This window comes from Pseudochelatococcus lubricantis (assembly GCF_011762225.1).
In the GTDB taxonomy this organism is placed as follows: Bacteria; Pseudomonadota; Alphaproteobacteria; order Rhizobiales; family Beijerinckiaceae; genus Pseudochelatococcus; species Pseudochelatococcus lubricantis.
In genome coordinates this window covers 479,290-502,855 of sequence record NZ_JAASQI010000003.1, presented here as the reverse complement: position 1 = coordinate 502,855, position 23,566 = coordinate 479,290, and the positions used below count along the sequence as shown (strand labels likewise).

General features: G+C 67.0%; 19 protein-coding genes. 14 read left to right on the top strand and 5 right to left on the bottom strand.

The features are described from left to right. Positions 1 to 17: 17 nt before the first annotated feature. Both FHS82_RS09105 and argE read right to left on the bottom strand, forming a co-directional pair. Positions 18 to 1,400 (bottom strand): aminotransferase class III-fold pyridoxal phosphate-dependent enzyme, encoded by a 1,383-nt coding sequence (locus FHS82_RS09105; RefSeq protein ID WP_166951200.1) that lies wholly within the window; start codon positions 1,398 to 1,400, stop codon positions 18 to 20. Positions 1,401 to 1,543: 143 nt separating this feature from the next. Then, positions 1,544 to 2,692: an acetylornithine deacetylase gene (gene argE, locus FHS82_RS09100; protein WP_166951197.1), complete on the bottom strand. Its 1,149-nt coding sequence runs from the start codon at positions 2,690 to 2,692 to the stop codon at positions 1,544 to 1,546. Between the two features lie 290 nt (positions 2,693 to 2,982). Between argE and FHS82_RS09095 the strand changes: the two genes are divergently transcribed. The 3 genes from FHS82_RS09095 (at position 2,983) to FHS82_RS09085 (ending at position 7,871) form a co-directional block, all read left to right on the top strand. Next, positions 2,983 to 5,034 (top strand): hydantoinase/oxoprolinase family protein, encoded by a 2,052-nt coding sequence (locus FHS82_RS09095; protein WP_166951195.1) that lies wholly within the window; start codon positions 2,983 to 2,985, stop codon positions 5,032 to 5,034. Positions 5,035 to 5,037: 3 nt separating this feature from the next. Next, positions 5,038 to 7,032 carry a hydantoinase B/oxoprolinase family protein gene (locus FHS82_RS09090; RefSeq protein WP_166951191.1) on the top strand — a complete coding sequence of 665 codons (1,995 nt, stop codon included), beginning with the start codon at positions 5,038 to 5,040 and terminating at the stop codon, positions 7,030 to 7,032. A 170-nt stretch (positions 7,033 to 7,202) separates the two neighbouring features. Continuing rightward, positions 7,203 to 7,871, top strand: coding sequence for a haloacid dehalogenase type II (locus tag FHS82_RS09085; RefSeq protein ID WP_166951189.1), 669 nt, complete (start codon positions 7,203 to 7,205; stop codon positions 7,869 to 7,871). Positions 7,872 to 7,987: 116 nt separating this feature from the next. Here FHS82_RS09085 and FHS82_RS09080 read toward each other — a convergent pair whose 3' ends face one another. Next, positions 7,988 to 8,341 carry a cupin domain-containing protein gene (locus FHS82_RS09080; protein WP_166951187.1) on the bottom strand — a complete coding sequence of 118 codons (354 nt, stop codon included), beginning with the start codon at positions 8,339 to 8,341 and terminating at the stop codon, positions 7,988 to 7,990. Positions 8,342 to 8,443: 102 nt separating this feature from the next. Further along, positions 8,444 to 9,370 carry a 2-hydroxyacid dehydrogenase gene (locus FHS82_RS09075; protein WP_166951185.1) on the bottom strand — a complete coding sequence of 309 codons (927 nt, stop codon included), beginning with the start codon at positions 9,368 to 9,370 and terminating at the stop codon, positions 8,444 to 8,446. Positions 9,371 to 9,627: 257 nt separating this feature from the next. Here FHS82_RS09075 and FHS82_RS09070 point away from each other — a divergent pair, with 257 nt between their 5' ends. Beyond that, a complete protein-coding gene (locus FHS82_RS09070; RefSeq protein WP_166951182.1) occupies positions 9,628 to 11,091 on the top strand; it encodes an aldehyde dehydrogenase family protein in 1,464 nt (487 codons plus the stop codon). Positions 11,092 to 11,175: 84 nt separating this feature from the next. Here FHS82_RS09070 and FHS82_RS09065 read toward each other — a convergent pair whose 3' ends face one another. Next, positions 11,176 to 12,636, bottom strand: coding sequence for an NAD-dependent succinate-semialdehyde dehydrogenase (locus FHS82_RS09065; RefSeq protein ID WP_166951180.1), 1,461 nt, complete (start codon positions 12,634 to 12,636; stop codon positions 11,176 to 11,178). A gap of 214 nt (positions 12,637 to 12,850) precedes the next feature. On the opposite strand from FHS82_RS09065, the gene FHS82_RS09060 reads away from it, so the two are divergent. The 10 genes from FHS82_RS09060 (at position 12,851) to FHS82_RS09015 (ending at position 23,483) form a co-directional block, all read left to right on the top strand. Further along, positions 12,851 to 13,894, top strand: a complete 1,044-nt coding sequence (locus FHS82_RS09060) for a tartrate dehydrogenase (RefSeq protein WP_166951178.1) — start codon at positions 12,851 to 12,853, stop codon at positions 13,892 to 13,894. 162 nt (positions 13,895 to 14,056) lie between these two features. Then, positions 14,057 to 15,331: an NAD(P)/FAD-dependent oxidoreductase gene (locus FHS82_RS09055; protein ID WP_166951175.1), complete on the top strand. Its 1,275-nt coding sequence runs from the start codon at positions 14,057 to 14,059 to the stop codon at positions 15,329 to 15,331. A gap of 25 nt (positions 15,332 to 15,356) precedes the next feature. Beyond that, the gene (locus FHS82_RS09050) at positions 15,357 to 16,679 is read left to right on the top strand and encodes an NAD(P)/FAD-dependent oxidoreductase (RefSeq protein WP_377700220.1); all 1,323 of its coding nucleotides are present in this window, start codon (positions 15,357 to 15,359) and stop codon (positions 16,677 to 16,679) included. 55 nt (positions 16,680 to 16,734) lie between these two features. Beyond that, positions 16,735 to 17,601 carry a GNAT family N-acetyltransferase gene (locus FHS82_RS09045; protein WP_246225205.1) on the top strand — a complete coding sequence of 289 codons (867 nt, stop codon included), beginning with the start codon at positions 16,735 to 16,737 and terminating at the stop codon, positions 17,599 to 17,601. Between the two features lie 63 nt (positions 17,602 to 17,664). Further along, positions 17,665 to 18,165: a GNAT family N-acetyltransferase gene (locus FHS82_RS09040; protein ID WP_166951171.1), complete on the top strand. Its 501-nt coding sequence runs from the start codon at positions 17,665 to 17,667 to the stop codon at positions 18,163 to 18,165. 535 nt (positions 18,166 to 18,700) lie between these two features. Continuing rightward, positions 18,701 to 19,888, top strand: a complete 1,188-nt coding sequence (locus FHS82_RS09035) for an ABC transporter substrate-binding protein (protein ID WP_166951169.1) — start codon at positions 18,701 to 18,703, stop codon at positions 19,886 to 19,888. 160 nt (positions 19,889 to 20,048) lie between these two features. Continuing rightward, positions 20,049 to 20,975 (top strand): branched-chain amino acid ABC transporter permease, encoded by a 927-nt coding sequence (locus FHS82_RS09030; RefSeq protein WP_166951167.1) that lies wholly within the window; start codon positions 20,049 to 20,051, stop codon positions 20,973 to 20,975. Beyond that, positions 20,972 to 21,976 (top strand): branched-chain amino acid ABC transporter permease, encoded by a 1,005-nt coding sequence (locus tag FHS82_RS09025; RefSeq protein ID WP_166951165.1) that lies wholly within the window; start codon positions 20,972 to 20,974, stop codon positions 21,974 to 21,976. Before FHS82_RS09030 ends, FHS82_RS09025 begins: the two co-directional genes overlap by 4 nt. Then, positions 21,969 to 22,766, top strand: a complete 798-nt coding sequence (locus FHS82_RS09020; protein ID WP_166951163.1) for an ABC transporter ATP-binding protein — start codon at positions 21,969 to 21,971, stop codon at positions 22,764 to 22,766. The genes FHS82_RS09025 and FHS82_RS09020 overlap by 8 nt, the downstream gene beginning before the upstream one ends. A gap of 3 nt (positions 22,767 to 22,769) precedes the next feature. Beyond that, positions 22,770 to 23,483, top strand: a complete 714-nt coding sequence (locus FHS82_RS09015; protein ID WP_166951161.1) for an ABC transporter ATP-binding protein — start codon at positions 22,770 to 22,772, stop codon at positions 23,481 to 23,483. The last annotated feature ends 83 nt before the right edge of the window (positions 23,484 to 23,566 follow it).

The following is a 23,566-nucleotide window of genomic DNA, read 5'->3' as shown; positions in this document are numbered from 1 at the left end:
CTGGGCGAATTTCAGCTTCAGGACACCAGAGCCGAACGCACTTCCGGCTGTTCGAGCACATCGTCGAGAGACTTTTTCACACGCGCCACCAGCTCGTCAATGTCGTCCGGCGTGTAGTTCAGGCTGGGTGCGAGGCCGATGGTGCCGTTGGCGAAGGCGCGGAAAATGACACCGTTATCGAGGCTGGCGGTCGCGAGGCGCGCGCCGATCGCGACATCGGGCGCGAACAGCTCCCGCGTTTCCTTGCTGGCGACGACCTCTATACCGGCCAGCATCGAGATGCCGCGCACCTCGCCCACCAGCGGATGGCCAGCGAGTTCGGCAAGGCGCGACATCAGCCGCGCGCCGGCGTGCTGGCCGCTTTCGAGCAGGCCGCCCTCGGTGTAAAGACGAAGCGTCGCGAGGCCCACGGCAGCGCTGACGGGGTGGGCGGAGTAGGTAAAGCCATGCCCCACAGCGTTTTTCCCGGCATGGTCGGCGATGGTGTCGTAGATCCTGTCGCTGAGGAATACGGCGCCCATCGGCGCGTAGCCGGAGGTGAGGCCCTTTGCCACCGTCATGAGATCGGGTTCGAGGCTCTCCACCTCGCTGCCGAACAACGGGCCGATCCGCCCGAATCCGGTGATGACCTCGTCGATGATGAACAGGATGTCCAGTTCGCGGCAGGCGGCCTGCATGGCGGGCAGCCAGCCCTTCGGCGGCACCAGAACGCCGCCCGAGCCCTGCACCGGCTCGCAGATGAAGGCGGCGACATGATCCGGCCCGCCGAGCGCGGTCACCTTGTCGCGCAGGGCCTGCACGGAGGCGGCGATGATGGCCTGCGGGTCCTCGCCGACCGGGTTGCGATAGGAATAATGCGACGGAATCTTGTGCTGATTGGGAAGCGGCACGTTGAAGCCCGCATGGAAGGCGGGCAGGGCGGTGAGACCGGCGCCGGTCGTGCTCGATCCGTGATAACCCATCTCCAGCGAGATGAAGTGCCGTTTCTCCGGCTTGCCGATGGCGTTGCAGTAGTATTGCGTGAAGCGGACGGCGCTGTCGACGGAATCCGAGCCGCCCAGCGCGAAATAGACATGGTTCAGCGTGCCGGGCGCCAGTTCCGCCAGTTGGCTGGCGAGCAGGATGGCGGGCTCGTTCGAGAAGCCGAAATAGCCGGTTGCATAAGGCAGTTCGGCCATCTGCTTTGCGGCTGCGTCCACGATGGACTGCTGGCCGTAACCGGCGTTGACGCACCACAGGCCGGCGAAGCCGTCGAGATAGCGCTTGCCGGTACTGTCCTGCACGTGAATGCCGGAGGCCGACGTCAGCACCGTGGCACCGCGCTTCTCGTGCTCCCGGTAGGCGGTAACCGGATGCACGAGATGGCGCCGGTCAAGTTCGATGAGTGAGTTCGAGATCATGCAGGGACTCCGTTAGCTTGCTTCGATATACTTCGCTGATCCTGCAGGCAGTTGGCTCTTTGTCGGGCGTCACTGGAAGCGGTTGCGATGCATTTTGGCGGGACTTGCGGCATAATATGCTGCCAGTTGGTGCGGCGCGCTGGTCAGTGGCGTTGCAGATGGATGCCTAGGCCGCGCAGCATGGCGGTGCAGGCGTCGAGTTCGCTGTCCAGAATGTATTCGTTGGCACGGTGCGCGCGGGTGATGGAGCCCGGCCCGCAGATGATGGCCGGAATGCCGGCCTGCTGGTACAGCCCGGCTTCCGTGCCATAGCTGACGGACTGCTGCGGCGCGAGGCCGGTGAGCCGCGTGAGCAGCTCGGCAAGCGCCGGGTCGGGATTCGGCGCCAGCGGCGGATAGCTGCTGGTTTCCTCGTGCCGGATCTGGAGCGTACCGCCGCGCGCATGGGCGGCTTCCGCAAGGCTGTCGGCGAAGGCCAGCACCGTCGCGCCTGCCTGCACCGGATCGTGGCCGGGGATGGCGCGGATTTCCAGTTCCACGACGCAGCGGTCGGGGATGATGTTCACCGCCGTACCGCCGAGCACCGTGCCGACCTGCATGGTGGAGAAGGCGGGCTCGAACGTGGCGTCGAACGGTCCTTCCTGCGCCAGCCTGTCGGCCTGCGCGCGCACGAAGCCGATCAGCTCCGCGGCCGGATAGATGGCGTTCTCGCCCTGCGCCGGGTTGGACGAATGCCCGGCCCGGCCCTGAAACGAGAGAGCGAGCGATATCTTGCCCTTGTGCGAGAGCACGGGGCGCATGTCGCTCGGCTCGCCGACGATGCAGCCGGCGGGCGGATGGCACAGCGGCCCCAGACTGCGCAACAGGTGCTTGACGCCACGGCAGCCGCTTTCCTCGTCGTAGGAAAAGGCGATGTGGACGGGCCGGGCGAGGTCCATGGCCGCGTATTCGGGCACCGTCGCCAGCACGCAGGCGAGAAAGCCCTTCATGTCCGTCGCGCCTCGCCCGAAGTAGCGGCCGTTGTCGAGGCTCAGCCGGAAGGGGTCGGTGCTCCACGCCTGCCCCTCCGCCGACACCACGTCCATGTGGCCGGAAAGGATGTAGCCCGGCTGGTCCGCCGGGCCGATGGTGGCGAAGAGATTGAAGCGGTCGCCCTCCGGTCCGCTGACGATCTGGCTCGGGATGCCGTGGAAGGCCAGATAGCCGCGCACATAGTCGACGATCGGCCCGTTCGGCGTGCCACAGACCGAGGGGAAGCCCACGAGATCGGAAAGAATGGCGCTCGCCTGCATGTCTGCCCTCCCTTGCCCGAACCGCCGCCGGACAATCGTTCCCGATGTCCGGCGTTCGGAAACCATTCAATTTGACCGGAAAGCACGGCGAAGAACCTTTCGAATAAGCGGCCAAAATCATCATTCCCTGCCTATCTCGTGCGCTGTTCCATCGGAAAAATGCGGCACGATCTTTCGCCGCGCCGCATAACCTGCGGTTTGGTCGTCCGCTCAAGATGGAATTGGCCCGGCGACGGGCGGGTGTGGCACTCCGGAAACGGGAAAAGACAATCGTCCGGAGGCGGGTTTAAATGGGATATCGTGTTGGCGTGGATGTGGGCGGGTCGTTCACCGATTTCGCGGTGTTCAACGAAGCCGACGCCTCCATCGCGACGCTGAAGGTGTTTTCGCGGCCCGACGCGCCCGGCGCGGAGATTGTCGCCGGGCTTGAGGCGCTTGAGGCGCGCCATGGCATCGCGGCCAGTGGCATCACCTATTTCACGCACGGCACCACCGTCGGCGTGAACGCGGTCATCCAGCGCAACGGCGACGATATCGCCCTGTTCACGACACGCTGTTTCGAGGACGTGCTGCAGCTCGGGCGGCTGAAAATTCCGCGCATCCACGATCTCTACTCGGCGCGCCCCGCGCCGCTCGTGCCACGCTACCGCGTCTTCGGCATCGCGGAGCGCATGGATGCGCGCGGGCAGGTGCTGCTCGCGCCGCAGCGCGCGGATGTGCTGGCCGCGATCGAGAGCGCACGGGCGGCGGGCTGCGCGGGTATCGTCATCTCCTTCCTCCATTCCTATCGTAACCCGGAAAACGAGAAGGCCGTCAAGGCCTTGATCGGGGAGGTCGCGCCGGAGCTGCCCGTGTTCTGCTCCAGCGAGACATGGCCGATCATCCGCGAATACGAGCGCACCATCACCGCCACCATCAGCGGCTATGTGCAGCCGCGCGTGGCTCGTTATCTCGATTCCTTCGAGCGCGTGCTGCGCGAGCGGGGCGTGGCGTGCCCGCTGCACATCACCAAGTCCAACGGCGGTGTGATGAGCATCGATCAGGCGCGAGCCGAATGCGTGCAGATGATCCTTTCCGGCACGGCATCGGGCGTGATCGGTGCGGGCTACATCGCCGCCGCCAGCGGCTTCCCGAAAGTGCTGAGCCTCGATATCGGTGGCACCAGCGCGGACGTCGCCGTGATCGTCGACGGGCAACCGCAATACGGCGTGGGCGAACTGATCGGCGATTTCCAGATTTACGTGCCCTCGGTTTCGGTCAGTTCGGTGGGGCAGGGCGGGGGCTCCGTGGCCTGGGTCGACGAGATGAATGTGCTGCGGGTGGGGCCGGACAGCGCCGGCTCCACGCCGGGGCCGGCCTGCTACGGGCGCGGCGGCGTGCGCCCCACCGTCACGGACGCGATGGCGGCGAGCAACCTGCTGGGACATGCGCCGCTCGGCTACGACGCCGTCGTAGTCAACCGGGCGGCGGCGCGCACAGCCATCGCGCCTCTCGCACAGGCGCTCGGCGTTTCGGTGGAGGAGGTAGCGGGCAACATCGTCGCGGTTTCGGTGTCGGGCATGTATGCGGAGGTCAGCGGCCTCATCTCGCGTTTCGGCATCGATCCGCGCGAGTTCCACCTGTTCGCCTTCGGCGGGGCGGGCGCGATGCTGGCCTGCTTTCTTGCGCGCGAACTCGACATCAAGGGCGTCGTGGTGCCGCCGACGCCGGGGGTCGTTTCGGCGCTGGGCGGGCTGATCGCGGACCTGAAGAACGACTTCATCCGCACCCTCTACATCAACGTGGACGACGCCGGCGTCGCGGGCCTCGCCGCGCCCTATGCCGCGCTGCGCGAGAGGGCGCTCGGCTGGCTTCGCGACGGCCAAGGCTACACGGGCGAGGCGCGGCTCACCGTTTCCGCCGACATGCGCTACCAGGGCCAGTCCTACGAGATCGAGACGCAGCTTGAGCCTGCCTGGCTGGAGAATGGCGACACACGGGCCATCGTCGCGGCATTTCATGCCGAGCACGAACGCCTTTTCGGCCATGCGGACGCGCACGGCGCCGTGCAACTCGTGAACCTGCGGCTGGTGGTCGCGGGGCACACGCCCAAGCCTCCGCTGCTGCCGCTGCCCGCCGCCACGGACGCGGCCGTGCCGCTGAAGACGGTTGCCGCGTGGTTCGACGGCGTGCAGCTTGAGACGCCTGTCTATGCGCGGATGCAGTTGCGCGCGGGCCATTGCTTCGGCGCGCCCGCCATCGTGGCGCAGGACGACACCACCACCGTCATCCCGCCGGGGTTCAGCGTCAACGTCGACGGCTTCGGCAACCTCCTGATCACGCCGCAGCGGAAGGAAGCTTGAGTCATGGCCGTCGATGAGCGCAACCTTCAGGTTCTGGCAAACTTCTGTGCCGCGGCGGCCGATGCGATGGCCTTCACGCTGATGCGCACGGCGCATTCGGCCTTCGTGAAGGAAACCGAGGATTTCTCCTGCCAGATCGTCACGCGGGAGGGCCTCGCCTTCACGAGCCCGCGCCATTTTGGCGCGCCGTGGTACAGCGGCATCGACTATCGCCCGCTGCTCGACATGTTCGACAGCTATGCGGAAGGCGACATCTGCGTCACCAACGATCCCTACAGCGGTTTCGTCGCCACGCACTCGCCGGATCTCCACATCTGGAAGCCGGTGTTCCACGAGGGCCGCATCGCGTGCTTCGTCGTCGGGCACATTCACAACACCGATGTGGGCGGCGCGGTGCCGGCGTCGCTGTCGCGCTCGCTGACGGAGATCGAGCAGGAGGGGGTGCGCATTCCCCCGGTCAAGCTGGTGGCGGGCGGGGTGCTCAACGACTTCGTCGTGGAGGTGCTGCGCGCCAACGTGCGCTCGCCGGACCAGAACGGCGGGGACCTGCATGCCCAGCTTGCCTGCGTCAACGTGGGCGAGCGCAAGATCCGGGAGATCATCCGCCGCTTCGGTTTCGATGCCTTCATCGAGGGTGTCGGCATGCTGCTGGACTACGCCGACAGGCAGGCGCGGGCAGTGCTGCGCAAGGTGCCGGACGGCGATTACTTCTTCGCCGATTATGCCGACGAGGACTCCGTCGGCGGCAGGCCCTGCCGGGTGGCGCTGACGCTGCGCATCCGGGGCGACGAGGCCGAGCTGGACTACACCGGCAGCGACCCGCAACTCGCCTCCTCACTGAACATGCCGACGGGTGGGCGCGAGCGCCATCCGCTCGTCATGGTGGGGCTCACCTATGTGCTCTACACGCTGAACAACGACATCCTGCTGAACGCGGGCACCCTGCGCCCGGCGCGGGCCATTCTGCCGGAGGGCACCGTCGTCAACGCGCAACGGCCGGCGGCTGTGGGCATGCGCTCGCTGACCTGCGCCATGACGCAGATCGTGACCGTGGGCGCCTTCGCGCAGGCGTTGCCACACCTGATGCCGGCGGCGTCGCCGGGCGGCAACGCGATCCTGAACGTCAAGACCGCCGACCGCGCCGGGCGGCCCGTGATGGCGTCGATCGGTCCGGTCGGCGGCGGCGGCGGCGGCACCCCGTTCTGCGACGGCAGCGACGGCGCGGGCGGTGCGACGGGCTTCCTGCGCAACACGCCCGTGGAAATCAGCGAGGCGGAGGTGCCCGTGCATTTCCTGCGCTACGGCCTCCATCCCGATACGGGCGCGCCGGGGCGCTATCGCGGCGGGCTGTCTGCGGTGATGGAATTCCGGGTGTCGTCGCCCGAGACGGTGGTGACGGCGCGCAACCGCAACCGTTCGCTGATGCCCTCGTGGGGTGTGCAGGGGGCGCACGCGGGCGTCGTGTCGCACTTCGTCAGAAACCCCGGCACGGCGGGAGAGGCGGAACTGGGCAACACCGACGTGGTGCATTGCGACCCCGGCGACGTCATCCGCGTTATCGGTCCCGGCGCGGGCGGCTATGGCGATCCGTTCCGGCGCGCGCCGGAGGCCGTGCTGGCGGACGTGCGCTGCGGCTATGTCTCGCCGGGGAGCGCACGGGCCGACTACGGTGTGGCGATCGCCGGCGAGGGCGTGCGGGCGCAGGTGGACGAGGCCGCGACGGCGGCTCTGCGTGCCGCAACCGGTACCGCCGCCAGCGGCATGTTCACGTTCGGCCGGGAGCGGGTGGCTTTTGAAAGCGTGTGGACGCGCGAGCGGTACGATTTGCTGACGGAATTTCTGGCTTCCGTGCCCGTCGGCTGGCGCTTCTTCCTGAAGCACCGCATCTTCGACACCGTCGCGCAGGCGGGGCAGGACGGCGCGGTGCGGGAGCAGATGGCCGCAATCTTCGCGAGGCTGCGCGCGCAATACGGCCTGCCGGCGGCGGCTTCCGCCTGACGGCGGCACAGCCTGCTGTCCCGCCTGCGGCAAAACGCAATTTCATGCGTTCGCGGGGGCGGGCGGCAGCAACCCGCGCAGCCGGATGCCCCTAGAATGACAGGATGCCGCCGCCGGCTGGTCGCGAACCGCCAGCCAGTTGCAGGCGCAAAACCAGAGGAGATGTTTCAATGACCGTCTTTCGGCCGAAGTATATTACCTTCGATTGTTATGGAACCCTGACCAACTTCCAGATGGCCGAGAAGGCGCGCGAAATCTACGGTGCGCGCCTCGAAGAGCCGCGGATGCAGGCCTTCATCAGGAATTTCGCCGCCTATCGCCTGGACGAGATACTGGGAGACTGGAAGCCTTACGATCAGGTTCTGCGCAACGCGGTGGAGCGCGCCTGCAAACGCAATCAGGTGCCATTCGTCGAGGAAGAGGCGGCGCAGTTCTATCGGGCCGTGCCAACCTGGGGGCCGCATGCGGACGTGCCGGAAGGGCTCGCGCGGGTCGCGAGGGAGTTCCCGCTGGTGATCCTCTCCAACGCGATGGACGAGCAGATCATGTCGAACGTCGAAAAGCTGGGCGCGCCCTTCCACAAGGTGCTGACGGCGCAGCAGGCCAACGCCTACAAGCCGCGCTTCCAGGCGTTCGAATACATGTTCGACACCCTTGGCTGCGCGCCGGAGGACATCCTGCACGTTTCGTCGTCGTTCCGCTATGACCTGATGTCGGCGCACGATCTCGGCATCACGAACAAGGTCTGGGTCAACCGGCGGCACGAGCCGGAAAACCCCTATTACGGCTATACCGAGATTCGGGACATTCGCGGCCTGCCGGGTGTCGTGGGCCTCTGATACCGGCGCTCCCGGTACTTGACCGCTCGCGTGCGGGTTTTGCGCAACCCCGCGCGGCGCGATGCCGAAAAGGCGGCCTTCGGCGATTGCCCGAGGCCGCCTTTCTGCTGCGATGTTCAGCCGACGACGACGAAAATCTTGCGCACCGTCTCGATCGTGCGCCAGGTGCTGACGAGGCCGGGCTTCATCACGAAGCTGTCTCCGGCGCGGTAGACAACGGGAGCCCCGCCTTCCGGCGTGATCTCGACGACGCCGCTGAGGATATGGCAGAATTCGAAGGTTTCACCCTTGATGGAGCGCGTCGTCCCCGGCGTTGCTTCCCAGATGCCGGTGGACACTTCGCCGCTGCGCGAGTCGTCCAGCTCCCACGTTCTGAATGACGGATCGCCGGCGAGCAGTCGGTCCGGCGCGGCTTTCGTTTCCTTCGCCTCGCCGAGGTTGTCAGGGTCGATAGATACAAGCAGGCTCATGGTGTCGTTCCTTGTTGAGAAGTCATGCCGAGTGGCGGTCAACCCCTTGCGGCGCTTAAGCAAAACCCGCACGCGGGCGGTCGGAAACCGGGGGCGCCGGTATCAGTAGCCGCGCTCGCGCGTGACGAGCCCGACCATGGGCTCGCCACGGCGATGGCGGCGGATGTTGTCGATGACGACCTGCGCGGCGGTTTCCGCGTTGGTCTGGCTCGCCACGTGCGGCGTCAGCAGAATGCGCGGATGGTGCCAGAGGGGATGGCCGGGCGGCAGGGGTTCCGGATCGCAGACGTCGATCACGGCAGCTTCCAGATGGCCGCTGTCGAGCGCGGCGATCAGCGCCGCCGCGTCGAGCTGCTGTCCGCGTCCCGCGTGCACCAGCCCCGCGCCCTGCGGCAGGCGGGCGAAGAGATCAGCCGAGAGGATGCCGCGAGTCTCGTCCGTCAGCGGCAGCAGGCAGATGAGGATGTCCGTGGCGGCGAGAAAGTCCTGCAAGCCGCTTGCGCCGCTGTGGCAGACGACGCCCGGGATGTCGCGTGCCGAGCGGCTCCAGCCGGCCAGCGGAAAGTCGAACGGACGCAGGGCCTCCAGCACCGCCTTGCCGAGTTCGCCGAGCCCCATGACGCCCACGCGCCGCCCGGCGGCAGGGACGGCGGGCAGGACCTTCCATTCCTCCCGCGCCTGCTGACCCAGATAGGCCGGCAAGCCGCGGTGCAGGGCCAGCACCCCCATGACCACGTATTCCTGCATCATGGCTGTGATGCCCGGCTCGATCATGCGCACGAGCTGCGTCTGCGGCGGCAGGTCGTCGAAACGGAACTGGTCGACGCCCGCGCCCGTCGAAAACAGCACCTCAAGCGCCGGATAGGCGTCGCGCAGGTTCGGAGGCGCCGTCCAGGTGAGCAGGTAGCGCACCTCGGCGGCATCGACGTCATCACCAGGAACGGCGAAGGGCAGGTCGGGCAGGGCCTCGCCGAACAGGCGGCGGAAAAGGTCGCCGCGCCCGGCGTCCGTGTTGCAGAAAAAGGTCATGGTCCCTCTCCGGTCGATGCCTGAACGGTGACGTCCCGGCGGCAGTGCCGACATTGGCGGACAGACTTGTCCGTCCGTGCCGGAAAGAACCGCTGAAAGGAGGGGCGAGAACACACGGATCGTTTGTTTTGGGGGCTGGCTTGCGCAGATTTTGCTGCTTTCCGCATCTACGATGACGGAAGGGCCGAAAGAGAGCCCGCCTTCCGGCCGCGCGCCTGCCGCCGCCCCGCTCGCATCTCCATGCTGAAAGACGCCCGATGACGCTGAGTTTCGATCCCGCAGCCCTCGCCCTGCCTCACGGTCATTACATCGGCGGCCGCTACCGCGCAACCGAAGGGGGGCTCGCGCTGCGCCGCCCCAGCGACGGCCGCGCCTTCGCGGACTGCCCCGTCGCCGACGCCACGGTGGTGGACGAGGCGGTGCAGACGGCCCGCGCGGCGCTGAAGGCAAGCGGCTGGGCCGATGTGCGCCCGCGCGACCGGGTCAATGTCCTGCATCGCTGGGCGGCGCTGGTCGAGCAGCATGCCACCCGGCTCGCCCGGCTGGAGGCCGTCGCCTCCACCCGCCCCGTGGGGCAGGCCGTGACGGCGGACGTCGCCGTCAGCGCGGAGCAGATCCGTTTCTTCGCGGAACTGGCTGACAAGGAAGGGGGCGACGTCGTCCCCACCGCCAGCGACCATCTCGGCATGATCCTGACGGAGCCTTACGGCGTCGTCGGCGCGATCACGCCGTGGAACTTTCCACTGTCGATCGCGGTGTGGAAGCTCGCGCCGGCGTTGGCGGCGGGCAACGCCGTGGTGCTGAAGCCATCCGAAATGACGCCATTCGCCACGCTCCAGCTGGTGGAACTCGCCGAGCAGGCCGGGGTGCCGGCGGGCGTCGTCAACGTGGTGCTGGGTGACGGGCCGACCACCGGCAACGCCATCACAGGCCACCCGGACATCGCCAAGATCAGCTTCACCGGTTCCACGGCCGCCGGGCAGGCGATCATGGCCAACGTCTCGCGGGGCGGCGTCAAGCCCATGACGCTGGAGTTGGGCGGCAAGAGCCCGCAGATCGTCTTCGCGGACGCCGACCTCGCGCTCGCCGCCGATTGCATCGCGCGCGGCATCACCTACAACGCCGGGCAGGTCTGCGTCGCGGGTTCCCGCCTGCTGGTGGAGCGCTCCGTGGCACCCGCGCTGACCGAGGCGCTAAGCCGCGCAATGGCCCACGCCAAACCGCAGGCGACGTGGGACGAGGCGGCGACCTATTCCCCGATCATCTCCGAACGGCAGCTCAACCGCATCGAGAGCATCGTTGCCGCCGCCGTCGCGCAGGGGGCCGAGGTGATCGTCGGTGGACGGCGCTTCGACGGGGACGGCTACTATTTCCAGCCCACGGTGCTGACCGGCGTGACGGAGACATCCCCCGCCGTGACCGAGGAGATCTTCGGCCCGGTGCTGACCGTGCAGATCTTCGACAGCGAGGAGGAGGCGCTGGCGCTCGCCAACCATCCCACCTACGGGCTGGCCTCGGGCCTGTTCACGCGCGATCTGTCGCGCGCGCTGCGCATCACGAAGCAGATCGAGGCGGGCACCGTGTGGGTCAACCGCTACGGACGCAGCCGCGACCACATCCTGCCGACGGGCGGCTACAGGAACTCCGGTGTCGGCAAGGATCTGGGCCGCGAGGCCTACAAGGCGAACCGCCGTCAGAAAAGCGTGCTGATCGCGCTTTGATATCGCAGCGCAAGGTCTGGAATCTGTCCTGTTTACGGTGAAACAGGACAGATTCTCCTTTGCTTGTTTTGAGCGCGGGTGGGCTTATGCCGACAGCCCGCCGATGTGCAGCGTCTTCAGCTCCAGATATTCCTCGATGCCGACCTGTGCGCCCTCGCGGCCAAGACCCGACTGCTTCACGCCGCCGAAGGGGGCGACCTCGGTCGATATCATGCCCGTGTTCAGCCCCACCATACCGAACTCCAGCGCCTCCGACACCCGCCACGCGCGGGCGAGATCGCGCGTGAAGAAGTAGGAGGCGAGGCCGAAGGGCGTGCCGTTGGCGACGGCGACGGCCTCCTCCTCGGTCTCGAAGCGGAAAAGCGGCGCCACGGGGCCGAAGGTTTCCTCCTGCGCCAGCAGCATGTCGGTGGTGGCGTTGCGCAGCACGACGGGCACGACATACTGCTCGCCCTGCGGCGGTTCCGCTGCGTTCGAGGCGATGGAGGCTCCCTTTTCCAGCGCATCGGCGATGTGCTGGCGAATCTTGGTGACCGCCGCCGTATTGATCATGGGGCCGATGTCCGTCGCGGCATCGAGGCCGTCGCCGACCTTCAGCGCGGAAGCGCGGGCGGCAAGCTTCTCGCTGAAGGCGTCGTAGACGCCGGCCTGCACCAGAATGCGGTTGGCGCAGACGCAGGTCTGGCCACCATTGCGGAACTTCGAGGCCATTGCCCCTTCGACGGCCAGATCGAGATCGGCATCGTCGAACACGATCAGGGGCGCGTTGCCGCCGAGTTCGAGGCTCAGCCGCTTCACCGTGCCGGCGCATTCGCGCATCAGGAAGGAGCCGACCCGCGTGGAGCCGGTGAAGGAAAGCTTGCGCACCAACGGGCTCGCGGTGAGTTCCGAGCCGATCTCCTGCGGCAGGCCGGTAACGACGTTGATGACGCCCGCGGGCACGCCGGCGCGTTCCGCCAGCACGGCCAGCGCCAGCGCCGAGTAGGGCGTGAACTCCGACGGCTTGATCACCACCGTGCAGCCCGCCGCGAGCGCGGGCGCCACCTTGCGGGTAATCATCGCGGTGGGGAAATTCCACGGGGTGATGATGGCGCAAACGCCCACCGGCTCTTTGGTGACCACGATTCGCCGGTCAGCGGTGGGGGAGGGAATCGTCTGTCCGCCGACGCGGCGCGCTTCCTCCGCGAACCACTTGATGAAGCTGTTGCCATAGCCGATTTCCCCGCGCGCCTCCGCCAGCGGCTTGCCCTGTTCCAGCGTCAGGATGCGGGCCAGGTCGTCGGCGTTTTCCGCGACGAGCGCGTGCCAGCGCTCCAGGACGGCGGCACGCTCGGCACTGGTGCGACGCCGCCAGGCCGGAAAGGCGCGGGCGGCGGCCGCGATGGCGGCGCGCGTCTGCGCCGTGCCAAGGGCGGGCACGACGCCGAGCTGCCGGCCGGTCGCCGGGTTCGAGACCGCGACCGTCTCTCCCTCGCCGGCGGCGATCCACTGGCCGCCCACCAGCGCGGCCTCGACGAACAACGATTTGTCTTTCAACATGTCCATGGATTGTCCCTTCATCCTGCTGCCTGCAACGTTAACGGCGCGGGAGGAGAGATGACGCCATTTTAACGGCCTCCCGCCGCACATTATTTCGAGAACGCGGCATGTTCGGACGATTCCGCACGATGGCGCGTGCCATGCTGGAATCACAACCGAAAGCGCCTCCCGCGGCGCTCGCCGCGGTCGCGTAACCGCCGTAACCACAGGGAAACAACGGATGAAGACCCATTCTGTCGCACTCGTGCCCGGAGACGGGATTGGCGTGGCCGTGACCGAAGCCGCGTGGCAGGTGCTGCAGCGGGCCGCCGGACAGGGCGGTTTCGGGCTCGATAGCGAAATTTTCGACTGGTCGTGCGACAGGTATCTCGAAACCGGCCGCATGATGCCGGAGGACGGCATAGAGACCCTGCGCCGGTTCGACGCCATCCTGCTCGGGGCGGTGGGCTGGCCGGCGAAGGTGCCGGACTCGGTGTCGCTGCACGGGCTGCTGTTGCCGATCCGCAAGGCCTTCGACCAGTACGCCAACATCCGCCCGCACCGCCTGCTGCCGGGCGTGGAGGGGCCGCTGCGCAAGGAAGGCTTCGACATCCTCTGCATTCGCGAGAACACCGAGGGCGAGTACAGCGGCGCCGGCGGGCGCGTGCATCAGGGCACGGATGCCGAGGTCGCCGTGGAGACCGCCATCTTCACGCGCCGCGGCGTCGAGCGCATCCTGCGCTTCGGCTTCGAGCAGGCGCGGCGGCGGCGCGGCAGGCTCGCGTCCGTCACCAAGTCGAACGCGCAGAAATACTCGATGGTGTTCTGGGACGAGGTGACACGGGAACTCGCGGCGGAGTATCCCGATGTAGAGGTCACGAGCTACCACATCGACGCCATCGCCGCCCGTTTCGTGATGGCGCCGGAAACGCTGGACGTCGTGGTGGCATCGAACCTGTTTGGCGACATCCTCACCGATCTCGGCGCGGCCATCCAGGGCGGGCTCGGCTTTGCGGCCTCCGCCAACATCAATCCCGCGCGCACGGCGCCGTCCATGTTCGAGCCGGTCCACGGCTCCGCGCCGGACATCGCCCACCTCGGCATCGCCAATCCCGTCGCGGCCATCTGGTCCGGGGCGATGTTGCTGGAGCATCTGGGCGAGACGGAAGCGGCGGAGCGCGTGATCGCCGCCATCGAGCGGACGACGGCCGCCGGCATCGGCGCGGTTCCCGGCCGGCACCGCACGGAGGAGATCACAGCCGCCGTGTTGAACGCGCTGGATTGACCTTCCGCAACGCCATGCCGAACCCGCCTCCCGAAACACAACATTCTGCGATTCCGGGAGGCATTGCGGCAATCATCGCGATGCGGGGCGCGTACTCTGGTTCGCGCAGGAAATGACCGCAGCCGACACGGACGGGGCCGGTTGCAGGAAAGGTTGAACGCAATGCAGCTCAAATCGTACTGGCATGATACCGCTCCGCCGTTCGACGCCGGAGCGAAGGGGCCGGTCGCGGGTCAGTTCGACGTCGCCGTCATAGGCGGTGGCTTCACGGGGCTGGCGGCGGCTCGCGTGCTGGCGAAGGCCGGCCGCAGCGTCGCCGTGCTGGAGGCGCAGCACGTGGGTTACGGCGGCTCCGGCCGCAACGGCGGCCATCTCAACAACGGCATCGCACACAGCTTCATCGCCGCTAAGGAGCATCTGGGCGCGGAGCGGGCGGCGGCGCTCTACAAAGCGTTCGACGCTTCCGTCGATCTCATCGGGCACATCGTGCAGGAGGAGAGGATCGACTGCGACTTTCGGCGCTCCGGCAAGCTGAAGCTCGCCTCGAAGCCAGCCCATTACGAGAGCATCGCCAGAAACTACGAAGTGCTGCACGGCAGCGTCGATCCGGATACCGAACTGCTGTCGCGCGGCGATCTGGCGCGCGAGATCGGCTCGGACGCCTTCTTCGGCGGCATGCTGCAGAAGAAGAGCGCCATGGTGCACATGGGCCGTTACGTCAACGGGCTCGCCGATGCCGCCGCCCGCCACGGCGCGCAGGTTTTCGAGCGGGCGCCCGTCACCGCGCGCAAGCGGGCGGGCGAAGGCTGGGCGTTGACGACGCCGCGCGGCGAGCTAACGGCGAACAAGGTCATTCTGGCGACGGGGGCCTACACCTCCGGCCCGTTCGGCTGGTTCCGCCGGCGCATCGTGCCCATGGGCAGCTTCATCGTCGCCACCCGTCCGCTGAGCGAGGCGGAGGCGGCGGCGACGCTGCCGGGTCTGCGCACCTATGTCACCTCGCTCAACATCGGCAACTATTTCCGCCTGTCTCCCGACAATCGGCTGATCTTCGGCGGCCGCGCGCAGTTCAGCGGCTCCGACGCGAAGGCGGATGCCCGGGCGGGCGAAATACTGCGCGAATCCATGGTGCGCTACTTTCCCCATCTGGCGAACGTCGGCATCGACTACTGCTGGGGCGGCCTCGTCGACATGACGCAGGATCGCTTTCCGCGCGCCGGGGAGGCCGAAGGCCTGCTGTTCGCGATGGGCTATTCCGGTCACGGGGCTCAGATGTCGTCGCTGATGGGCACGATTCTCGCCGAGACAATTCTCGGCCAGGGCGACCGCAACCCCATGAAGGGATTGCCCTGGAACGCCATTCCCGGCTACTTCGGCAAGCCGTGGTTCCTGCCGATCGTCGGGGCGTATTACCGTTTTCTGGATCGCATCCAGTGACGTGCGCGGCAGGAGGGAAAGCATGCTGTCCGTGCCGCTGATCGGGGTCGACACCCCGAACCGCCTGCCCGAAACGGCCGATGTCGTGGTGATCGGCGGGGGCATCATCGGCGTCTGCACCGCCTATCATCTGGCACGGCGCGGGATATCCGTCTGCGTGCTGGAAAAGGGCCTTGTCGGCGCCGAGCAGTCCAGCCGCAACTGGGGCTGGTGCCGCCAGCAGAACCGCGATGCGCGCGAGCTGCCGATGGCGGTCCGCAGCCTGGCGCTGTGGGACGCGCTGGCGGAAGATATCGGCGAAAGCGTGGGCTTCCGCCGCTGCGGCCTGCTGTACCTGTCCAACGACGAGGAAGAACTGGACAGGTGGGCACGGTGGCGCGACTTCGCCGTCACGCGCGATGTCGAGACCTTTATGCTCGACAGCGCGGCGGCGACCGCGCGCGGCAGCGCCACCGGGCGGACATGGAAGGGCGGCGTGTTCTCGCCCCACGACGGCATCGCCGACACGGCGCGGGCCGCGCCCGTCATCGCGCGCGGCGTCATGAAGCTGGGCGGGCATGTCGTGCAGGGCTGCGCCGCGCGGGGGCTGGAGCGCACGGCCGGGCGCGTGAGCGGCGTCATTACGGAAAAGGGCGTCATCCGCACCTCCACTGTCGTATTGGCCGGGGGCGCGTGGGCCTCATCCTTCTGCCTGCAGCACGGCATCGACATGCCGCAGGCGACGGTGCGGGTGCCGATCGTGCGGCTGGAACCCGGCGGCGGCGCGTTGCCACCCGCCATGCACACGTCCATGATCTCGTTGACGGAGCGCGGCGACGGCGGCCGTACGCTGGCGATATCAGGCTATGCCGCCGTCGATCCGACGCCGCAGGCGCTGCATTATGCGCGGCACTTCATCCCGATGTTCGTCAAGAACCGGCGCGTGTTGTCGCTGGGGTCGCTGCAGGGCTGGCGCGCGGGTCACGAAAGCCGCCGTCTGTGGCGCATGGACGCGCCAACGCCGATGGAGCATACCCGCATTCTCGACCCCAAGCCGGACGGGCGCGCGGTGGCGACCATTCTGGAGCGGGCGCGCCGCCTGTTGCCGCCGCTGGCGGACGTACCAGTCGGCAGCACCTGGGCGGGGTATGTCGACAGTACGCCGGACGGCATTCCCGTGATGTCGGCGGTTGACGCGCTGCCCGGCTTCTACGTCGCCGCCGGCTTCAGCGGCCACGGCTTCGGGCTCGGCACGGGCGCGGGCGCCTTCATGGCCGAGCTGGTGACGGGCAGCCGGACCAGCGAGGACCCGATGCAGTTCCGCCTCGACCGATTCGCCGCCGGCCGCGCCAGACCCGGCGATTTCTGATCCGGCGATTTCTTATCCGGACCGAGAACACAGGCAACCCGAGCAGATGGCCACCATGTCCACGACCGCCGATTCCACTGCCGACCTCCTTCGCATCGCCGATATGACGGAAGCGCACCTGCCGGAGGCGCTGCGGCTCTCTCGCGCGGCGGGCTGGCCGCACCGGCTGGAGGACTGGCGCTTCGTCCTGCAACTCGGATCGGGCAAGGTGGCGCTTTCCGGCGAGGCGGTTGTCGGCACGACCTGCGTGACGCCGTTCGGCGAGAGCGTGGCCACGGTCAACATGATCATCGTCGACGCCGCCATGCGCGGGCGCGGCGTGGGCCGCAAGGTCATGGAAGCGGCGATGGCCCTTGCGGCCGGGCGGGAACTGCGCCTCGTCGCCACGCCGGATGGCCGCCCGCTCTACGAGAAGCTGGGCTTCACCGCTACGGGCACCATCTTCCAGCATCAGGGCAACGTATCGCCGCCGGACGATTTCGCGCCGGTGGGCGAGGGGCTTCGTCCGGCCTGCACCGGCGACATGGCGGCGATCGCGGCGCTCGACGCGCAGGCGTTCGGCGCCATGCGCGCGGCGCTGATCGGCGCCCTGTTTGCATGCGGGCAGGTGAACGTCTTGGAGCGCCATGGCAGCGTCACGGGCTTTGCCGTGCGCCGTGCGTTCGGCCGGGGGCTCGTCGTCGGCCCCGTTGTTGCAACGCGACATGAAGATGCGCTGGCGCTGATCGGGGGGCTATGCCACGACGCGCCCGGTGATTTCATCCGCCTCGATGTTCCCGAAACGAGCGGCCTTTCCGCCGCACTGGCGGGCTGGGGGCTTGTCCGCGTCGACAGCGGCCTCGCCATGCGCCGCAACCCGGCTCCGGGCGTGGCGGCAGGAAAGGCGATCACCTACGCGCTCGCCAGCCAGGCGCTCGGGTGAGGCCCGCGCACTCCTTTCCACAAGCCGTGAGTGCGCAAGACCGCGGGGACGACAATGCAGCTCATGCCTTATGAAACGGACGTCTATACGTGGAATTTCGGCGATTACCGGATTAGCACCGACCGGCAGTATCTGGATATAGAGATACTGCACGAGGCGATGCGGCAGGAGGCCTACTGGGCGCGCGATCTCGAAATCGGGCGCCTCACGCAGGCCGTGCGCTGTTCGCTTCCCTTCGGCGCCTATGACGCCGCGGGCACTCTGGTGGGGTTCTGCCGCGTGGTGACGGACGGCGCCATGTTCGCCTACCTGCGGGATGTGTTCATCACATCGCGCCATCGCGGCCAGGGACTGGGCGTCGAACTGGCGCGCCGGGCGGTCGGCCATCCCGATCTCGCGAATGTCGGCAACTGGCTGCTGCGCACTGTGGATGCCCATGGCGTCTACGCCCGTCTCGGCTTCACCGTCACCGATGAACCGCAATCCTACATGACGCTGAAGTTGCCGCGAACGCCGTTCAGGCAACGAACCGCGCCTGCCTCCACCATCACCCGTCCGGAATGACGGCGGCGAGAACCTTCAACTGACGGCAGGCGTGGATGTCGCGGTATAAGCGCTGCCGCCCGGTCCCTCCGGATGAGGGGTGCTGGAAACCCTGCGCTTGTACCCCGCCGCATATGATGCAAATCTGCTGCTGGCGCGGGCCGTCGGCCGTGTCGACGAAGCGGAAAATCCGCCGCCGGAACGAGACAATGCATTTATGCTATGCAACAGGAAACGTCGATATTCCATATGGTTGCATACCATCTCATGCGTCGGCGGCGGCCGTTGAAGCAACATCGTGCACAGTATGGCGCAGCTTTGGGCGGAAATCGCGCAATGGCAGGAAATGGGCTGTTGCGGCCAAATGGTTTATGTGTAAAATAATTTCTAAGGGCACAAAGAGAGCCTCGAAAAAACAGCGCCGCCGCCGCGGGTGGGGTTTCCGGACGGTGTGCGCACCAAGCCAGAAGAGAACGAGGGCGGCTTTCCGGCACCCGGGCGGTGCCAACGGTATTCCGGTCTCAGCCGGAGGTCGTCCCCAGTCAGGGGAACGGGAATGTTGTCAATCCGGAAAAGGACTGCGGGGCTGGTTGCCTCCGCCTGTGTAGCCACATCATGCATTGTGTCCCCGGCTGCCTGGGCAGCGGAGGGCAAGATCAAGATCGGCCTGCTCTACACGCTGAGCGGCCCTGCTGCCGTGCTCGGCGAGCAATCGCGCGACGGCTTCCTGCTGGCGGCCGAGAAGCTGGGGAACAAGTTCGGCGGGCTCGATGCGGAGATCATCGTCGTCGACGATGAGCAGAAGCCGGACGTGGCGGTCAGCAAGGCGCGCGAGCTTGTCGAGCGGGAGAAGGTGGATTTCGTCGTCGGGCCGATCTTTTCCAACGTCCTCGGCGCGATCGTCAAACCCGTCACCGCAGGCGGCGCATTCCTCATCAGCACCAATGCGGGCACGTCCAACCTCGCGGGCGCCGAATGCAATCCCGATCTCTTCGTCACTTCCTACCAGAATGACCAGATCCACGAAGTGCTTGGCAAGTATGCCGAGAACCAGGGCTACAAGCGCCTGTTCCTGATAGCGCCCAACTATCAGGCCGGCAAGGATGCGCTCGCAGGCTTCAAGCACTCCTACAAGGGTGAGGTGACAAACGAGATCTTCACACCGCTGGGGCAGCTCGATTTTTCGGCGGAGCTGGCGCAGATCGCCGCCGATCAGCCCGATGCCGTCTATGCGTTCATGCCGGGGGGCATGGGCGTCAATCTCGTGAAGCAGTACCGGCAGGCCGGCCTCGAAGGCATTCCGTTCCTGTCTGCCTTTACCGTGGATGAGAGCACGCTGCCCGCCCAGCAGGACGCCGCTCTCGGCTTCCTCGGCGGCGCGAACTGGGCGCAGAACTACGACAATGCGCAGTCGCGCGACTTCGTGAAGGCGTACGAGGCGAAGTTCGGCAACGTTCCCGCGACTTACGCCATTCAGGCCTACGACGCCGCGCTGCTCATCGATGCGGCCGTGAAAGCCACCGGCGGCAACGTAACCGACAAGGCCAAGCTGCGGGAGGCGCTCGAAAAAACACCGTTCGAGTCCCTGCGCGGCGATTTCCGGTTCGGCCCCAACCATTTCCCGATCCAGGATTTCTATCTGGTGAAGGTGGTCAAGCGGCCGGACGGAAAGTATGCAACCGAGGTCGTTGAGAAGATATTCGACGATTATCAGGATAACTACGCATCCCGCTGCAAGATGTAACGGTATTTCGGGTGCCGGGCTGCGGCTGATGCCGTGCCCCGGCTGCCGGGTTGCCTGTATTCGCGCAGCGCGCTGCAGACGAACCGGCGTTCGCGTCTCGCCCTTCCAGCCCACAGATTGCGCTGGCAGCAGGGCCATGATGAGAGGCCTGTTATCCGAAATGTTGAATCTCTTTCTGCTTCAGGCGCTTAACGGCGTGCAGTTCGGCATCATGCTGTTCCTTGTGGCAGCAGGGTTGACGCTGATCTTTGGCATCATGGATCTGATCAACCTGTCGCACGGCGTTCTTTACATGGTCGGCGCCTATTTCGCCGCGACCTTCGTGGCGCTCACCGGCTCCTTCGTGCTCGGGCTGCTGCTGGCGCTGCCGGCCGCGCTTCTGCTTGGCATCGTTCTGGAACTGCTGGTGTTCCGCCGGCTGTACGAGCGCGACCATCTCGATCAGGTGCTGGCGACGTTCGGCCTGATCCTCATCCTCAACGAAAGCGTCAAGGTCATCTGGGGGGCGGCGCCCCTCAGCGTGCCCGTGCCGGAGGCGCTGACCGGATCGGTGCAGTTGTTCGGCAACGTGCGCTATCCGCTGTACCGCCTCGTCATCATCGCGGCGGGGCTCGCGACGGCGGCGGGCCTGTATGTACTGGTCAACTTCACCCGGGTCGGCATGCTGCTGCGGGCGGGGGCGTCCAACGCGCCGATGGTCTCGGCGCTGGGTGTCGACATCCGCCGGCTGTTCACGGTCGTCTTTGGCCTCGGTGCGATGCTGGCGGGGCTCGCGGGGGCGCTGGTCGCGCCGATCCTGTCCGTTGAGCCGGGTATGGGCGATTCCGTGCTGATCCTCACCTTCGTCGTCATCGTCATCGGCGGCGTCGGGTCTGTGCGCGGGGCGTTTATCGCCGCCATCCTCGTCGGTGTGGTCGATACGGTGGGGCGCACCTTCGGGCCGATCCTGCTGCGCACGATGCTCGATCCCTCGGCGGCCTCGCAAACCGGGCGCGCGCTGGCACCGATGCTGATCTACATCCTGATGGCGGCGGTGCTGCTCTTCCGGCCCATGGGCCTGTTTCCTGTGCGGGGGGCGGTGCGATGAACAGCTCGACGACCAACATCGCGCCGGCCCATCTCGCGGAAGTCAGGGTGTCGTTCCGCACGGCGGGCTTCGCCGCGCTCGCCATGTTCGCCATCCTTGCCGCGTTGCCGCTGCTGACCCTCGTCACGGGCGATGCCTTCGTGCTGGTGGTCGCGACGCGCATCATGATCTTCGCCTTGGCCGCGCTGTCGCTCGATCTCATCCTGGGCTTCGGGGCGCTGGTATCCTTCGGCCACGCCGCGTTCGTCGGCATCGGCGCCTATGCGGTCGCAATCCTGAATGCCTATGGCGTGAACGATCTGCTGGTGCAGAGCCTCGTCGCGGTAGCGGTCGCCGCGTTGTTCGCGCTGGTGACGGGGGCGATCAGCCTGCGCACGCGCGGGGTCTATTTCATCATGATCACGCTGGCCTTCGGGCAGATGCTGTACTTCCTGATGATCTCGCTGTCGGCTTTTGGCGGTGACGACGGCTATACGCTTCCCGCCCGCTCGACCGTGCTGGGGATGCCGCTGCTCGAAAATAATCTCGTGATGTTCTATACGGTACTCGCGGTACTGGTGGGGGCGTTCCTGCTGGCGCGCATGCTGATCGCCTCGCGCTTCGGGCGGGTGCTGCGCGGCACGCGCGATAACGCGGTCCGCATGCAGGCCATCGGCTTCTCGCCCTCTCCGTATCAGCTCACGGCCTATGTCATCGCCGGCTCGATCGCGGCGCTGGCGGGCGTGCTGCTTGCCAACCAGGTGGAGTTCGTCTCGCCCGCCTACATGAGCTGGCAGCGTTCGGGCGAGCTGATCGTCATGGTGGTGCTCGGCGGCATGGGGACGCTCGCCGGGCCGATCGCGGGCGCCGCCGCCTTCATCCTGCTGGAGGAATGGCTGTCGTCGTTCTCGCAGCACTGGAAGCTCGGCTTCGGCCTGATTTTGCTGCTCGTCGTGCTGTTCAGCAAGGGCGGCGTGGGCGGGCTTGTGAAGCGGCTGCTGGGGGGCGCGCATCATGGCTGAAACCGGCGCCCTGCTTTCCGTCCGCAACCTGTCGAAGACCTACGGCGCGCTCGTCGTGACGGACAACGTCAGTCTCGATATTCCCGAGCGGGAGCTGCACGTCATCATCGGCCCCAATGGCGCCGGCAAGACGACGCTCATTCACCAGCTTTCCGGCCGGTTGCCGAGCAACGGCGGCAAGGTCGTCTTCGCCGGGGAGGATATCACGCGCCTGCCCATGCATCAGCGGGTGCGGCGGGGGCTGGCACGCTCCTTCCAGATCACGGCGCTGCTCGACGGCTTCACGGCGCTGGAAAACGTCGCCATTGCCGTGCAGGCGCGGTCGGGATCGAGCTTCCGGTTCTTCGCCCCCGTCGCGCGCGACCGGAAGCTGAACGACGAAGCCATGGCCGTGCTCGCGCGTCTCGGCCTGGAGGACCGCGCCCATCGGCGGGCGGGCACGCTGTCGCACGGCGAGAAGCGCCAGCTCGAAATCGCGGTGGCGCTTGCCACCGGCGCGCGGATGCTGCTGCTCGACGAACCGCTTGCGGGCACCAGCCACGAGGAATCCGCGGTACTGGTCGAGCTGATGCGCGCATTGAAACAGACGCACACGCTGATCCTCATCGAGCACGACATGGATGCCGTCTTCTCGCTCGCGGATCGTATCAGCGTGCTGGTTTACGGCAAGGTCATCGCTTCCGGGCCGCCCGCCGAGGTGCGGGCGCATCCGGAGGTGCGCGCCGCATACCTTGGCGACGAACAGGCGGACAAGGCACCGGAAGCCGCTGCAGCAGGCGGGGGGAGATAGGCGATGTTGAGAATCGAAGGGCTGGAAAACGCCTACGGCGATTCCCGCATCCTGTTCGGCGTCGCGTTCAGCGTCAACGCGGGCGAGGTCGTGACGCTGCTCGGACGCAACGGCATGGGAAAGACGACGACGATCAAGTCGATCTTCGGCCTGCTGCCGCCGAAGGCGGGGCGCATCCTCATCGATGGTGAGGACGTCGCCGGCAAGCCGCCGTTCCAGATCGCGCGGCGGGGTCTCGGGCTGGTGCCGGAGGGGCGGCAGATATTTCCCACGCTCAGCGTGGAGGAAAACCTGGTCGCGACCGCGCGCGGCGCGGCCAATGGCGGCGCGGGGCGCGCGCCGCGCTGGACGCTGGAGAAGGTCTACGCCCTGTTCCCGCGCCTCAAGGAGCGGCGGCGCAACATGGGCAACCAGCTCTCCGGCGGCGAGCAGCAGATGCTCGCCATCGGCAGGGCATTGATGACGAATCCGCGCCTCGTTGTGCTGGACGAGGCGACCGAGGGCCTCGCGCCGCTGATCCGGGATGAAATCTGGGCCTGCCTGCGCGCCATCCGGGACGCGGGCGAGGCCATCCTCGTCATCGACAAGAATGTCGATGCGTTGAGCCGCTTCGCCGACCGCCACGTCGTGATCGAGAAGGGCCGCATCGTCTGGACGGGCACCAGCGACGAGCTGCGCTGCACACCGAAGATCAAGGAGCAGTTCCTGCAAGTATGACCCATGGCGGGAGAGCGGAGCACAGTCATGTCGAAATGCTTCAACTATAAAATAAAATGGCGACGCAGGGGATGACCGCAACT

Bases quoted from the DNA above. Each gene is read 5' to 3' on its own strand.
- FHS82_RS09105 (WP_166951200.1), bottom strand. From the start codon at position 1,400: ATGATCTCGAACTCACTCATCGAACTTGACCGGCGCCATCTCGTGCAT.
- argE (WP_166951197.1), bottom strand. From the start codon at position 2,692: ATGCAGGCGAGCGCCATTCTTTCCGATCTCGTGGGCTTCCCCTCGGTC.
- FHS82_RS09095 (WP_166951195.1), top strand. From the start codon at position 2,983: ATGGGATATCGTGTTGGCGTGGATGTGGGCGGGTCGTTCACCGATTTC.
- FHS82_RS09090 (WP_166951191.1), top strand. From the start codon at position 5,038: ATGGCCGTCGATGAGCGCAACCTTCAGGTTCTGGCAAACTTCTGTGCC.
- FHS82_RS09085 (WP_166951189.1), top strand. From the start codon at position 7,203: ATGACCGTCTTTCGGCCGAAGTATATTACCTTCGATTGTTATGGAACC.
- FHS82_RS09080 (WP_166951187.1), bottom strand. From the start codon at position 8,341: ATGAGCCTGCTTGTATCTATCGACCCTGACAACCTCGGCGAGGCGAAG.
- FHS82_RS09075 (WP_166951185.1), bottom strand. From the start codon at position 9,370: ATGACCTTTTTCTGCAACACGGACGCCGGGCGCGGCGACCTTTTCCGC.
- FHS82_RS09070 (WP_166951182.1), top strand. From the start codon at position 9,628: ATGACGCTGAGTTTCGATCCCGCAGCCCTCGCCCTGCCTCACGGTCAT.
- FHS82_RS09065 (WP_166951180.1), bottom strand. From the start codon at position 12,636: ATGGACATGTTGAAAGACAAATCGTTGTTCGTCGAGGCCGCGCTGGTG.
- FHS82_RS09060 (WP_166951178.1), top strand. From the start codon at position 12,851: ATGAAGACCCATTCTGTCGCACTCGTGCCCGGAGACGGGATTGGCGTG.
- FHS82_RS09055 (WP_166951175.1), top strand. From the start codon at position 14,057: ATGCAGCTCAAATCGTACTGGCATGATACCGCTCCGCCGTTCGACGCC.
- FHS82_RS09045 (WP_246225205.1), top strand. From the start codon at position 16,735: ATGTCCACGACCGCCGATTCCACTGCCGACCTCCTTCGCATCGCCGAT.
- FHS82_RS09040 (WP_166951171.1), top strand. From the start codon at position 17,665: ATGCCTTATGAAACGGACGTCTATACGTGGAATTTCGGCGATTACCGG.
- FHS82_RS09035 (WP_166951169.1), top strand. From the start codon at position 18,701: ATGTTGTCAATCCGGAAAAGGACTGCGGGGCTGGTTGCCTCCGCCTGT.
- FHS82_RS09030 (WP_166951167.1), top strand. From the start codon at position 20,049: ATGTTGAATCTCTTTCTGCTTCAGGCGCTTAACGGCGTGCAGTTCGGC.
- FHS82_RS09025 (WP_166951165.1), top strand. From the start codon at position 20,972: ATGAACAGCTCGACGACCAACATCGCGCCGGCCCATCTCGCGGAAGTC.
- FHS82_RS09020 (WP_166951163.1), top strand. From the start codon at position 21,969: ATGGCTGAAACCGGCGCCCTGCTTTCCGTCCGCAACCTGTCGAAGACC.
- FHS82_RS09015 (WP_166951161.1), top strand. From the start codon at position 22,770: ATGTTGAGAATCGAAGGGCTGGAAAACGCCTACGGCGATTCCCGCATC.